Raw genomic sequence first — 14,291 nt, 5'->3', positions numbered from 1 at the left:
CGTGTCAAATGCTTCAAAATTCGGCAAAGTAGCGGTGTTGCTTGGTGGTAAGTCTGCTGAGCGTGAGGTTTCTCTAGATAGTGGTGCAGCTGTACTTGAAGCATTGGTTCGTTCTGGTGTAAATGCAGAAGCTTTTGACCCGAAAGAGCGTAGTGTGACCGAATTGGTCGGTTATGACCGTGCGTTTATTGTGTTGCATGGTCGTGGTGGAGAGGACGGTCAAATCCAAGGGGTCTTGGAGTGGCTCAACATCCCGTATACCGGAACAGGCGTACAGGGTTCTGCCATTGGTATGGATAAAGTTAAAACTAAGCAAATTTGGCAGGGTTCAGACTTACCAACAGCGCCTTATCGCATCATTGGCCAAGAGTCAGATTTAGCTGAAGTGGTGGCGAATTTGGGTCTTCCACTGATTATCAAGCCAGTACACGAAGGTTCAAGTGTTGGCATGAGTAAAGTCGAAAAAGCAGAAGATTTGGCAGCGGCAATTGCCAAAGCGACCCAACACGATGCTGTGGTGATGGCTGAAAAATGGATTACGGGACGCGAGTTCACCATTTCATTTTTAAATGGTCAACCGCTACCTGTGATTCGTCTACAACCGCCTGCGGATGTGGCTTTTTATGATTATGAAGCGAAATATCAACGTAATGATGTGGAATACGGAATTCCGTGTGGCTTAAGCGCTGAAGAAGAGCAAAAGTTGCAAGCGCTTTGCCTCCGTGCATTCCAAGCGGTGGGTGCAAGTGGTTGGGGTCGTATTGATGCGATGCAAGATGAGCAAGGCAATTTCTGGTTACTCGAAGTGAATACAGTACCTGGGATGACCAGTCACTCTTTGGTACCGAAAGCAGCAAATGCAGTGGGTTATAGCTTTGATGCGCTTTGTATCCAAATTTTAGAGCAAACACTGACAGGTGCGACTCACTAAATGGCGCAATTACCCGCTTCGATGCGCCGTAAACGCGCAGCGATTACGTCGATACACGATAAACCACCGACGCGTAAGGAAAAGCTTGCCAACTTCGGTGGTTGGGTGATGTTGGTCGTTGCTGTGGCGGTACTATTGGTTGGGATTTATGGCTTATATCAAGTCATGACAGATGCACGTGTGGCCGAACTTGATGTAGTAGGCATACGTTCTGAGGCGGAAAAAAATCAGGTGATGGGACATGTTTCAGCAGCCATTACTCATAATTATTTCACCTCAGATTTAGAAGAGATTCGTGATCGTACTTTAGAGCTGGCTTGGGTCGATCGCGTGGTGGTTTCGCGGGCATGGCCGAATGCGATTCGCGTTCGTGTTATGCCACGGCATGCAATTGCACGTTGGGGGACAGGGCGTCTCTTAAGTGACAGCGGTGACGTATTTAGCGAAGTGACGCCGAAAAATAATCAGAATTTGCCTTTATTACACGGTCCAATCAGTCAGTCTAAAATGATGATGCGCCGTTATAATGAAATTAATCAATTATTCCAGCCAGTCAATCTGCGTTTAAAAGAACTATATTTAACGGAGCGTATGACTTGGTTTATGCAGTTCGATTCAGGTTTACGTGTTATCGTAGATCAGGATCAAACCATGAGTAAGCTGCAACGTTTGAGTTATTTGGCTCAAAGTGATTTGAAGCCAGTTTGGGCCAAAGTATCTGCCATTGATTTGCGTTATCGGAATGGCTTGGCCATCCAATGGAAGAATGCTGCCGCACCAAAGATAGCAAATGGTCATTTTGTTGTAACGATTGATGACACAAGCATTGCAGGTGGAGCAGCAGCAAAGCCATAATACTTGGCTTTAAAACAGAGGCATAAAGCCATAAATTAAACAAACATGTGATGGTAGTAGTAAATAATGAATGAAGCGGTTCCCTCAGTTGTTGCGATTGACATTGGGACGCACAAAGTTTCAGTTTTGATTGGTAAGGTACATGCGCCAGACAATATCCAAGTGATAGGAATGGCAACTGCTCGTAACCGAGGCATGAATAAAGGAAAAATTGTAAGTCTTGATAAAGTCATTACAGCGATAAAAAATGCCGTGCAAGAAGCAGAAGATATGGCTGAATGCCGTGTCCATTCCGCGTGGGTGTCGATCCCAAGTGCCGAGTTAAAAAGCTTTTATGCCTCTGGACGAACGCCAGTTGAAAATACTGACCATACAATTACAACAAGTGAAGTGGTTCGTGCATTAGAGTTGGCCAAAGCCAGCCACATGACCTCGGATCATTATTTGGTCAGTGCTGTTCCACTGGGCTTTGAGCTGGATGACTCCACTGAGTGGGTACAAAACCCAATACGGATGTCTGCACACAGTATGATTGGTCATTATCAGTTGATGATGTTACCGATTAGTACCATGCAAAACCTTGATCGGGCCTTAAAAGGCGCGAACATCGGGGTGGAAAAGCTGGTGGTGTCTTGTTTGGCAACGGCAGAAGCGAGCCTGCTCAAAGATGAAAAAGAGTATGGCGTCTGTTTGGTTGATATTGGTGCAGGTACCACCAACATCGCGGTGTATTTGGATGGTCGTTTGGCTTTGACGCATACTTTGCAGCGTGGTGGCGAGCATGTCACCCGTGATATTGCTGCTGTGTTACAAACCACCACTGAAGAAGCTGAGCGAATTAAATTACTCTATGGGTGTGTCGACATTAAGTCGGTTAAACCGGACCATATGATTCAGATCCAAGGGATTGATGGTCCGCAAACGATTAGTCGTATTGAGCTGACTGAAATCGTGATTGCGCGTTATGAAGAAATCTTAGGCCAAGTTCGCCAAGAGCTAGAGCGTAATGGTGCGATTCATGGGTTGTATCATGGTGTGGTGTTAACTGGTGATGCCAGTCAAATCGAAGGTATGGTGACGTTGACTCGTCGTATGTTGGGTGTGTCTGCGCATTTAGGTAATCCACCTGTGCACGTGACAGCAGATGAGCAAAATATTGCCGCACTGCGTCGCTCTCAGTATGCCACTGCCGCAGGTTTGTTGATGTTTAGTCAGAGCGAAACACAAGAAACCATAGTGGAACCAGAAGATACAGAAAAACTGTCTCTGATTAAACGCGTTGGACGTGCTTGGTCTGGACTCAATGAAAAGCTGAAATCTGTTTTTTAAGTTGAATTTTTTTGGAATATTGTTAAGAAGTTCTACTACGCATCGCTTAAACTTGACAAGCTATGGCTTGCACAGCATGCTTAAAAGCAATTTTGTTTATTAAGATCAAGGCAGTATACGGGCTTAAGTGACTGCCAATAACGAATTAGGAAATCTATAGGTCATGGCCTCATTTGAATTTTTAGAAGATGATCAAACCGATAGCAACGGTCAAGCCCGTTTTACTGTGTTTGGTGTTGGTGGTGCAGGTGGTAACGCCGTACAACACATGCTTGAGTCAGATATTCAAGGTGTAAAATTTGTATGTGCTAATACGGACAAGCAAGCGCTAGACCGTATGAATGCACAATTCAAAATTCAGTTGGGTGAGCAAAGTACCCGTGGCTTGGGTGCGGGCGCCAATCCAAATGTAGGTCAAGCCGCGGCTGAAGAAAGTCGTGACTTGATTCGTCAACACCTTGAAGGCACGGATATGGTGTTTGTCACTGCCGGCATGGGCGGTGGTACAGGTACAGGTGCTGCGCCAGTGGTTGCTGAAATTGCCAAAGAAATGGGCATTTTAACCGTGGGCGTGGTAACAACACCGTTTAACTTTGAAGGTAAGCGTCGTCTTCAGTCTGCTGAGCAAGGCATTGAAGCATTAGAAGCGCATGTAGATTCTTTGATCATCATTCCAAACCAACGTTTGTTAAAAGTTTTCCGTGACATCTCAATGAAAGATGCCTACAAAAAAGCGGATGATGTCTTATTAAATGCGGTCCGTAGTATCTTTGATTTGGTAGTACGCCCAGGTCATATTAACCTTGACTTTGCTGACTTGAAAACTGCGATGAGCACACGTGGTTATGCCATGATGGGTGCGGGTTTAGGTCGTGGTGAAAACCGTGCACGTCAAGCAGCTGAACAAGCGATCCGTAGCCCATTGCTAGATAATGTCACCATTATGAATGCCAAAGGGATTCTGATTAATGTGACGGGTGGTGATGACGTTACCTTTGGCGAAATTGAAGAAATTACCGACGTTGTGAACCAAATTGTCGATCTAGATGAAGGCCAAGTCTTCTATGGCACCGTATTTGATCCAGATGCGCGCGATGAAATCAGTGTCACTGTCATTGCAACAGGTTTAACTCGAAATTCAGCAGATTCTGCTGAGCCAGTGAAGCGTCCAAATGCACATGTGCAGATAGCACAACATGGGCATGCAACGCAAGCGGTTGTTGAAGATGATGATGTGCCTGCAATCCAGCGTCAGAACCAAGACGTGGCTGCTGCAGCGAGTTCTGCATCGACAGTGAGTGCTGCACGTCCAACACCAATGAGTATTCAAGATTACTTGAAAAATCAACAACGTAAGTAGTATTTGTCGATGTGGTTTAACTACATGTGATGAAGAAAAGGTAGTCTCTGACTACCTTTTTGTTTTTTATCAATGGCTAAATATGCTAACGTATAGCGGTTTAGTGGTGAGATGATATGAAACATGTTGAAACAAAGAACTCTACAACGTGTCGTTAAAGCAAGCGGCATTGGTTTGCATAGTGGTCAAAAAGTCTTAATTAACTTTGTGCCACATCATGCGGACGGAGGAATTGTGTTTCGTCGTATCGATCTCAATCCACCCATCGACATTCGTGCAAATGCGATGTTGATCCAAGAAGCCTTCATGTGTTCAAACCTAGTTCAAGAAGATGCCAAAGTCGGTACGATTGAACATGTTATGAGTGCAATTGCAGGTCTGGGTATTGATAATTTGATCATTGAAGTGTCTGCCTCTGAAGTGCCGATTATGGATGGCAGTGCGGGTCCGTTTATTTACTTACTGATGCAAGGTGGCCTCAAAGAACTGGATGCCCCTAAAAAATTTATTAAAATACTCAAACCTGTTGAAGCTCTCATCGACGACAAACGCGCCATTTTCCGCCCGCATGAGGGTTTCCAACTCAACTTCACCATTGACTTCGATCATCCCGCTTTTAAGAAAGAATATCAGTCTGCTACTATCGATTTTTCAACCGAAACCTTTGTTTATGAAGTCAGCGAAGCCCGTACTTTTGGTTTCATGAAAGATTTGGATTATCTTAAAGCCAATAATCTCGCTTTGGGGGCAAGTTTAGACAATGCCATTGGCGTTGATGAAACCGGGGTGGTAAATGAAGAAGGTTTACGCTTCTCAGATGAGTTTGTTCGTCACAAAATATTAGATGCGGTGGGGGATCTTTACTTGCTCGGCCACCAAATTATTGCCAAATTTGATGGATATAAGTCTGGGCATGCTTTGAATAATCAATTATTGCGCAATGTCCAAAGTGATCCAAGCAGCTATGAAATTGTAACATTTGATGACGAAGATCAGTGTCCAATTCCTTATGTGAGTGTGACTTAAGTCATTGTCTTTATTATGTGATGTTATATTGTAACAGGTATAAATGTGATGAATTTATCATTTTAAAAATGCAATTCTGAAGCTAGTCGCGACGAGGTTACTTTTTTTTGCTTGCCAAACGGCGCATTGCTTGGCTAAGCTTAGGGTCGCTCACAAAGTCAGCAGCATCTCGAATTAAGTCTTGAGTTTCTGTGCTTAACGATCTTGAAATAGATTGTATCTTTGCGGGTGTTTGAGAGGGGATTCTCAAACGAACTTGGAGTTTTTGTAGGTCTTTAAACTCATCAAGTTCCGACAGTTGTGCAATATATTGTTTTTGAAGGTAACCAAGTTGACTAATCATCGCTTGATTTTCGCCGGTAATCGTCAAAATACCATATTGATAACAAACAACCTGCCACTGCTCTGGTTGCGGTAGGATCGGTTGAATCAGTTTTGTAAGTTTCTGCCATGCAGTCACTTGCTTTGAGAGAAACGTTAAGTTTCCTGTTTTTATGTGTTTTCTGGTTTGTTGAAAGAGATTCACTGGTTCGGACATACATATTTCCTTCATGTTAATGTCTTAATCTTATGCGCTTCTTTCGGTAGATATCAAGGACGAGATCACGCAAGAAACATTCGTAAGAACAGTTTTAAGAGGTTTTTTATGCATATGCGACGTATTTTGTTGGCTTTTTCTTTTGCGGCATCGGCTGCTTCAGTAGCCTTCGCTGATTTGGTAGAACTCAATACAAATAATGCATCTTCGGATCGAATTGAGCAATTGACACGCACTTTATCCGAAGGTGCTTATACTGAATCTAATGATATTGATGTTCCTGCCGAAACGAAAATGACCGTTCAGCTCCGTGAAAAAACGGTTGAACTTAACAACGCTTCACTGGCGAAAAAATACGGTTCGGAATCCTCTGCAAAAAGTTTTTCAAATAATGCATATTCGTGGTTAGTGACACACCCACTTCCAAGCGCACGTGTGAGCTCAAGTTACGGCGGCCGTACTATGAATGGTCGTGCTGAGCGCCACTCAGGTCTAGATCTTGCTGCACCAAGCGGTACACCGATTTATGCGACAGGTCCAGGGATTGTGACCAAGTCAGGTTGGGGTACGGGTTATGGGCAATATGTTGAAATTAACCATGGCAATGGTTACATCACGCGCTATGCTCATGCATCACGTTTAATTGCTCGTGTTGGTGACCGTGTAGACGCTGGTGAACATATTGCCAACGTCGGATGTACAGGTCGTTGTACTGGCCCACATTTACACTATGAAGTAGTGAAAGATGGTCAACGCAAAAACCCATCGACTTATCTAGCAATGTTGCCTTAATCCGATTTGATCGATGATCCGAACTTACCGTTGGTCTGATGCTTGAAAAAGGAATACAGCTCTGACGAAATCTAAGTTAGCATCAAAAAATAGCATTAAATGTATAAAAAACCGCCTAAATTGGCGGTTTTTTGTTATCTTGGGTAACGAATGGTCAATGACTATTTAGTTGCTAAATAGTATGGCTCAGCCATATTCAGCTGTAGCGATACTCTTATAGGACGAAAGTATGATACATATTAACGTATAAGATTAGGATATCGAAATAGGTGAATTATGGCGTTTTATGGTGATACTGACGCGCAAGAAACGCAAGAATGGCAAGATGCGTTTGACTCCGTTTTACAACACATGGGGACTGAGCGTGCAGCTTTTCTACTGGAAAAACTGTATCAACAAGCAATCGCTAAACATGTCCCTATTCAGCGTTTAAACACGCCTTATTTAAATACAATTTCAGTGGCTGAAGAACCTGCAATGCCAGGCGATCAAGACATGGAGCGTCGTATCCGTGCGTTGATTCGTTGGAATGCGCTAGCGATGGTACTCCGTGCCAATAAAACGGGTGATGACTTAGGTGGTCACTTGGCAAGTTTTGCATCTTCAGCAACTTTATATGATGTCGGTTTTAACCACTTTTTCCGTGCCAATAACGACAACTTTGGCGGGGACATGATCTATTATCAAGGTCACTGTGCGCCAGGTATTTATGCGCGTTCGTTCCTTGAAGGTCGTTTGACTGAAGAGCATCTAAACAATTTCCGCCGCGAAGTGGACGGTGTTGGCTTACCTTCTTATCCGCATCCATACTTAATGCCTGATTATTGGCAGTTCCCAACGGTATCGATGGGTCTTGGCCCAATCATGTCGATTTACCAAGCACATATTCAAAAATATTTGATGAATCGTGGTTTGATTAAAGAAGAAAATCGCAAAGTTTGGGCATACCTTGGCGATGGCGAGATGGATGAGCCAGAAAGCACAGGTGCAATTTCACTTGCGGGTCGTGAAAAATTAGACAATCTTATTTGGGTTGTAAACTGTAACTTACAACGTCTAGATGGCCCAGTACGTGGTAACGGTAAAATTATTCAAGAATTAGAATCTTTATTCCGTGGTGCGGGCTGGCGTGTCATTAAAGTGGTTTGGGGCCGTCATTGGGACCCACTACTGGCTAAAGACAAAACTGGTGCTTTAAAGTCGGTTATGGAAGAAACACTGGATGGCGAATACCAACGCTTACAAGTGAAGGGCGGTGCATATGCACGCGAAAAATTCTTTGGTAAATACCCAGAAGCGGCTGAGTTGATTAAAGACTTAAGCGATGAAGATATTGATAACCTGAACCGTGGTGGTCATGACCCGTACAAAGTTTTTGCAGCCTATGCAGAAGCATGTACAGCCAAAGGTCAACCAACTGTAATCTTAGCGAAAACTGTTAAAGGTTATGGTTTGTCTGATGAAATTGAAGCAGTAAACAAAACGCATCAAATCAAAAAGATGCAAATCGAATCTTTAAAATATGTACGTGATCGCTTCAATTTGCCATTTAACGATGAGCAATTAGAAGAAGTGCCTTTCTATCGTCCAAGCGAAAACTCACCTGAATTGAAATATATGAAGGCACGTCGTGAAGCACTAGGTGGTTACTTACCTGCACGTCGTAAAGAAAGTGAACAGTTGGCTATTCCAGAACTTTCTATCTTTGATGCAGTCTTAAAAGGCTCACAAGGCAAAGAACAATCAACCACCATGGTGATGGTTCGTTTAATCGCTGCATTGTTAAAAGAAAAAGCCATTAAAGACCGTGTTGTTCCTATTGTTCCAGATGAAGCACGTACTTTTGGTTTAGAAGGTATGTTCCGTCAATTGGGTATTTATGCAGCCAATGGTCAGCATTACACGCCTGAAGACCAAGAACAGTTGATGCATTACCGTGAAGCAAAAGATGGTCATATGCTTCAAGAAGGCATTAACGAAGCAGGTGCAATGAGCGCTTGGGCAGCATTGGCAACCAGTTATTCAACCAATAACTTACCCATGATTCCAATGTACATGTACTACTCTATGTTTGGTTTCCAACGTATTGGCGACATTGCATGGGCTGCAGGTGATGCACAAGCACAAGGTTTCTTATTGGGTGCAACAGCAGGCCGTACCACGCTAAATGGCGAAGGCTTACAACACCAAGATGGTCACTCACATATTCTTGCAAATACAATTCCGAACTGTGTGTCGTATGACCCATGTTTTGGTTATGAATTAGCAGTTATTGTGCATGATGGTTTACAACGCATGTATGTGAACCAAGAGCGTATTTTCTATTACTTAACGGTAATGAACGAAAACTACGAGCATCCTGAAATGCCACAAGGTGCTGAAGAAGGCATTAAACGTGGTATGTACTTACTTCAGAAAGATGAAAAAGCCACTGTTCAGTTGATGGGTTCAGGTGTAATTCTGCGTGAAGTCATTAAAGCTGCTCAAATCTTACGTGATGAATACCAAATCCATTCAAATGTATTTAGCGTAACAAGTTTCAATGAACTTGCACGTGATGGTATGGCATGTGAAGAATATAACCGCTTGCATCCAATGAGCGAGAATGTGAAAGAAGCTTGGGTGACTGAGCAACTGCGCGGCACAGAAGGGATCGTAGTTTCTGCAACAGATCATATGCGTGCTTATAGCGAACAAATTCGTGCATATCTTCCAGACAACCGTCCATTCGTAGCATTGGGTACAGATGGTTATGGTCGTTCAGATTCACGCGCTAAATTACGTAGCTACTTTGGTGTAGATGCAGCGCACATTGTGGTTGCCACACTGAAGAAATTGGCTGATGAAGGTGAAGTGGATGCACGCTTAGTGAAAGATGCTATCTCTACATTTGAATTAGATACGGACCGTCCAGTAGCTTGGGCTCCTCAAGCAACGCCATCTGTACACGCTGTAGCTGACTACAAAGAGGAGAAATAAGTATGCAAATTACAACTCCTGATATTGGTGTAGATAAAGCCGTTGTTGCTGAAATTTTGGTCAAAGTTGGCGATACCATTGCGGTTGATGACAGTGTCGTTCTATTAGAATCAGACAAAGCATCTGTTGAAGTGCCTAGCACTTCAGCAGGCGTTGTTAAAAGCATTTTAGTAAACTTAGGTGACTCGGTTGCTGAAGGTACAGCGCTGATTGAGCTGGAAGCCGAGGGACAAACTGAAGCGCCAGCAGTACAAGCACAGGCTGACGTTGTACAAGCTGAAGAAAAGACTGCACCCGCTGCTGTTGCTGAAACGGTTGCACCCGCTGCGACTACAGCATCACAAGTGATTGATGTGCAAGTGCCAGATATTGGTGTGGAAAAAGCAACCGTTGGTGAAATTTTGGTGTCGGTTGGCGATCAAATTGACGTTGATCAAAGCATCCTTGTGGTTGAGTCAGACAAAGCGACTGTGGAAGTCCCGAGTACGATTTCAGGCACAGTGGAATCAATTAGCGTTCAAGTTGGTGACAGTGTTAAAGAAGGTGTGGTGATTCTGACTGTAAAAACAGCAGCGTCAGTTGCACCAGTGACTGCTGAGCCTACGCCAGTTGCAGAACCTCAAACCTCTAAGGCTCAGTCTGCTGAAGCAGCGCCACAAGCTGCTGCTGCGCCTGCAGGTGCGGTTGAAATTGCAGTGCCTGACTTGGGTGTAGACAAAGCGACTGTTGCTGAAATTTCGGTGTCAGTAGGTGATACGGTTGAAAAAGACCAAAGTATCATCGTGGTTGAATCAGACAAAGCAACGGTTGAAGTACCAAGCACAACAGCGGGTGTGATTAAAGCCATTCATGTTGCATTGGGACAAAATGTATCGGAAGGTGTGGCTTTGGTGACCATTGAAGCCGAGGGTCAAGCCCCTGTACCAGTGGCACAAGCGGTTGCTCAGACACCAGCGAAACCTACAGCTGCTCAAGCTGCAACTGTGCCAGTGGTAGCATCTACTGTACAGGCTGCACCAGCAGTTCAAGGTGCAGATAAGCTAACCAAAGCGCAGAATGACGCCAATGCTAAAGTCTACGCGGGTCCTGCGGTACGTAAACTGGCGCGTGAATTGGGCGTGGTACTGGCAGAAGTAAAAGCCTCTGGGCCGCATGCACGTTTAATGAAAGATGACATTTTTGCTTATGTGAAAGGTCGTTTAACAGCGCCTCAAACTGCACCTGCTGCGACGGTTGTTGCTGCGGGCTTGCCGAAACTGCCTGACTTTAGTGCGTTTGGTGGTGTAGAAGAGAAAGTGCTGACACGTCTGCAACAAGTCTCTATTCCGCAGTTGTCTTTAAACAACTATATTCCGCAAGTAACTCAGTTTGATTTGGCGGATATTACTGAACTTGAAGCTTGGCGTAATGATCTTAAAGGTAACTTTAAGAAAGATGGTATTAGCTTGACCATTATGGCTTTCATTATTAAGGCTGTTGCGCATTTACTCAAAGAAGAACGTGATTTTTCCGGTCACTTGGCTGATGATGGCAAGTCTGTACTCTTGCGTAACGAAATTCATATGGGCATTGCTGTAGCAACGCCAGATGGTTTAACCGTTCCTGTACTCCGTAATCCAGATCAGAAATCGATTAAAGACATTGCGGTGGAGCTTGGTGTATTGGGTCAGAAAGCACGTGATAAGAAGCTTTCGCCGAAAGATCTACAAGGTGCGAACTTCACGATTTCAAGCTTAGGTGCAATTGGTGGTACGGCATTTACACCATTGGTGAACTGGCCGCAAGTCGCAATTTTGGGTATTTCTCCAGCGACGATGCAACCGGTATGGAATGGTCAAGGTTTTGATCCGAAACTGATGTTGCCGTTGTCATTGTCTTATGATCACCGTGTGATCAATGGGGCCGATGCAGCGCGCTTTACCAATAAGCTGACCAAGTTGTTGAAAGACATCCGTACTTTGCTGATCTGATGATCTGGTTTTTTGGCCTGTAGGTTTCTCTTCTCAAAAGAGAAAAATAGCGGCTGGAAGCACTGCAAAAATACTTCAATAAAGACTCTGCTTCGGCAGGGTCTTTTGTATTTAGAGATTGCCAAAAAACATATTTTCGCCTAACATGGTGTTACTTCATTGGGGAGTAGCCGCTGTTCTTCAGAACAGGTGATGATCAACATATTTGCTCTAAAACGAGCATGGTCATCATAGCAAAGAACCAAATGAGCTTCTAAAGAGCTTTCTTTTGTTGGCAAGACCTTTGATTTACCACTCTGCAGATTTTGGCTAGCAGGAGCGGTGAGTCATTGGTATTTGTTATGCTAGCCAGAGAAAGACATCATGTATGAATTCCTCCTCTCCACAGCCATCGTGGCTTTAGCTGAAATGGGCGATAAGACCCAACTGCTTGCATTGTTACTTGCTGCACGTTTCCGTAAACCCGTCCCAATTCTATTGGCTATTTTGCTGGCGACCATTATTAACCATGGCGTCTCTGCCGTTTTAGGTCAATGGATCACCACAGTTTTAAGTCCTGATGCGCTGATCTGGATCCTCTCGATTGGTTTTATTGCTATGGCAGGTTGGATGTTGATTCCTGATCAGTTGGATGATGAGTCAGGCAGCATTAAGAAATGGCAGAAACTTGGGGTATTTGGCGCAACGTTTGTGTTGTTCTTTTTGGCCGAAATTGGTGATAAAACCCAAATTGCTACCGTAGCTTTAGCGGCACGTTTTGACAGTATTGTTTGGGTGATGTTGGGTACGACTTTCGGGATGATGTTGGCCAATGCTCCAGCAGTCTTTATTGGTGATAAGTTGGCGACCAAGTTGCCAATTGCCTTAATTCATAAAATTGGTGCGGCCATTTTCTTGGTCATTGGTGTTGCAACACTTGTACAGCATTATTTCTTCTAATTCACCGTAGAAAATAAGAATCCCGACTTAAAAAATCGGGATTTTTTATTGAAAAATGATCTTCAATTTATTGATATATCAAATGATATTGGTCGCAAATGCATTGTAAGTTTGTGTAAATCCATATATGTTGTAGGTATTAAAAAGTCTTTTAAGAAAAACAGCATTTTGAGGGGATGGACATGGCATTTGACCGCACAACGTCACAGGTTTTATACGATGATGGCACACATAAGTGTATTAGTTTTACCAGCTTGGTCAAAGGCGAGGGTGTACAGGCAAATCAGTTTTTAATTATTGACCATGAGCGTGCTGCGGTCTTAGATCCAGGTGGTGATTTAACCTATGTGCCGCTGACCATGGAGTTGAATAAATATACTCGGTTGACCAATCTTGATTTTGTGATGGCCTCACACCAAGACCCCGATATTATTACCTCAATGCCGCGTTGGTTGGTTTATACCGAAGCGAAAGTGGTGGCATCTAAACTTTGGGCACGCTTTTTACCCCACTTGAACTCAGCTTTTATGAGTGAGCGGATGAAAGGTAACTGGCTGGATCGTTTAGTGGAGCTGCCTGACCACGGTCAGGTGATTACGTTGGGGCAGTCTTCGATTATTGCTGTGCCTGCGCATTTTCTGCATTCGGTGGGTAATTTTCAGTTTTATGACCCAATTGCCAAGATTCTATTTTCAGGTGATATGGGAGCATCGATGGTGGATGATGCCTCAAAACCTTTGGAAAACTTTGCTGCGCATATTCCTAAAATGAAAGGGTTTCATCAGCGCTATATGTGCAATAACAAAGTGATTCGTCTATGGGTCAATATGGTCCGCACCATGGATGTCGAAATGATTGTACCGCAGCATGGGACACCGTTTATTGGGCACGAGCAGATTCATCAATTTTTAGACTGGATTGAGACTTTGGAGTGCGGTACCGACTTGATGGATGAGAGTGTTTTTACCTGTCCAACTTGAGTGACAAAATAGTCGTAAATTTTGCTTGTTTGGCAACCACAATTTTTTTAATATTTTCTTCCAAAAAAAGTTTTTGAAAATGAGAATATAAAGGATGTTGTCTCAAGTTCCAACGGAAGATGCCTGTTTAAGCTGCGGGGCATGTTGTGCCTTTTTTAGAGTCTCATTTTACTGGGCTGAAGGCATATCCATGCCTGAACATTACACAGAGCCAGTGACGGCTGTGTATTCATGCATGGCTGGAACCAATCAAGCCAGCCCACGCTGTATTGCACTGCAAGGTACCATTGGTGAGCAAGTTAGTTGTGGGATGTATGAACAGCGTAGCTCTTCATGTAAAGAAGTTCAAATCGCTGATGATCAATGCAACAAAGCGCGACGTGCGCACAATATGATTCCATTTGTGCAATTGGAAGCGAGCATTGCCGTCAACGATGAAGGTTTTGATCAAGTCTGTTAATCGTTAGAAGCAGAGTTAAGGCTCTGCTTTTTTGAGTTTTTTTAAAGTAAATAAAATCTATCTCAAAACAAGAAATAAAAAAATAAAGGTGAAAATGAAGAGTTCAAATAAAATATAGGTTTTATCACTTTA

12 protein-coding genes and 1 riboswitch are annotated in these 14,291 nt (G+C 43.6%); of the genes, 11 read left to right on the top strand and 1 reads right to left on the bottom strand.

Translation table 11 applies throughout. The annotated features are described in order from the left end of the window. Nucleotide 1 precedes the first annotated feature (1 nt). From HUK62_RS00165 to lpxC, 5 genes are all read left to right on the top strand, one after another. Complete coding sequence (locus HUK62_RS00165; RefSeq protein WP_176536765.1) at nt 2–931, top strand: D-alanine--D-alanine ligase; 930 nt, start codon at nt 2–4, stop codon at nt 929–931. Then, complete coding sequence (locus tag HUK62_RS00160; RefSeq protein WP_125280670.1) at nt 932–1,786, top strand: cell division protein FtsQ/DivIB; 855 nt, start codon at nt 932–934, stop codon at nt 1,784–1,786. It abuts the gene before it with no gap. Between the two features lie 66 nt (nt 1,787–1,852). Further along, nucleotides 1,853–3,115, top strand: coding sequence for a cell division protein FtsA (gene ftsA, locus HUK62_RS00155; protein WP_176536764.1), 1,263 nt, complete (start codon nt 1,853–1,855; stop codon nt 3,113–3,115). 163 nt (nt 3,116–3,278) lie between these two features. Then, nucleotides 3,279–4,475, top strand: a complete 1,197-nt coding sequence (ftsZ, locus tag HUK62_RS00150; protein WP_176536763.1) for a cell division protein FtsZ — start codon at nt 3,279–3,281, stop codon at nt 4,473–4,475. Between the two features lie 123 nt (nt 4,476–4,598). Then, nucleotides 4,599–5,501 (top strand): UDP-3-O-acyl-N-acetylglucosamine deacetylase, encoded by a 903-nt coding sequence (gene lpxC / locus HUK62_RS00145; protein ID WP_004978276.1) that lies wholly within the window; start codon nt 4,599–4,601, stop codon nt 5,499–5,501. Nucleotides 5,502–5,598: 97 nt separating this feature from the next. On the opposite strand, the gene HUK62_RS00140 is transcribed toward lpxC, so the two are convergent. Then, nucleotides 5,599–6,039, bottom strand: coding sequence for a hypothetical protein (locus HUK62_RS00140; RefSeq protein ID WP_004691724.1), 441 nt, complete (start codon nt 6,037–6,039; stop codon nt 5,599–5,601). 108 nt (nt 6,040–6,147) lie between these two features. Here HUK62_RS00140 and HUK62_RS00135 point away from each other — a divergent pair, with 108 nt between their 5' ends. The 6 genes from HUK62_RS00135 (at nt 6,148) to HUK62_RS00110 (ending at nt 14,159) form a co-directional block, all read left to right on the top strand. Then, nucleotides 6,148–6,831: a M23 family metallopeptidase gene (locus tag HUK62_RS00135; protein ID WP_176536762.1), complete on the top strand. Its 684-nt coding sequence runs from the start codon at nt 6,148–6,150 to the stop codon at nt 6,829–6,831. A gap of 276 nt (nt 6,832–7,107) precedes the next feature. Continuing rightward, a complete protein-coding gene (aceE, locus tag HUK62_RS00130; RefSeq protein ID WP_176536761.1) occupies nt 7,108–9,810 on the top strand; it encodes a pyruvate dehydrogenase (acetyl-transferring), homodimeric type in 2,703 nt (900 codons plus the stop codon). Between the two features lie 2 nt (nt 9,811–9,812). After that, nucleotides 9,813–11,780, top strand: coding sequence for a 2-oxo acid dehydrogenase subunit E2 (locus HUK62_RS00125; RefSeq protein WP_176536760.1), 1,968 nt, complete (start codon nt 9,813–9,815; stop codon nt 11,778–11,780). A gap of 149 nt (nt 11,781–11,929) precedes the next feature. Continuing rightward, nucleotides 11,930–12,068: riboswitch (yybP-ykoY riboswitch) on the top strand. A 75-nt stretch (nt 12,069–12,143) separates the two neighbouring features. After that, a complete protein-coding gene (locus HUK62_RS00120; RefSeq protein WP_058951537.1) occupies nt 12,144–12,719 on the top strand; it encodes a TMEM165/GDT1 family protein in 576 nt (191 codons plus the stop codon). A 182-nt stretch (nt 12,720–12,901) separates the two neighbouring features. Beyond that, entirely contained in the window at nt 12,902–13,699 is a 798-nt protein-coding gene (locus HUK62_RS00115; protein WP_062031972.1) for an MBL fold metallo-hydrolase, read from the top strand. 94 nt (nt 13,700–13,793) lie between these two features. Then, entirely contained in the window at nt 13,794–14,159 is a 366-nt protein-coding gene (locus tag HUK62_RS00110) for a YkgJ family cysteine cluster protein (protein ID WP_078388319.1), read from the top strand. The last annotated feature ends 132 nt before the right edge of the window (nt 14,160–14,291 follow it).

This window comes from Acinetobacter sp. NEB 394 (assembly GCF_013374795.1).
Classification (GTDB): domain Bacteria; phylum Pseudomonadota; class Gammaproteobacteria; order Pseudomonadales; family Moraxellaceae; genus Acinetobacter; species Acinetobacter johnsonii.
This window is presented reverse-complemented; position numbering and strand designations above follow the sequence as displayed.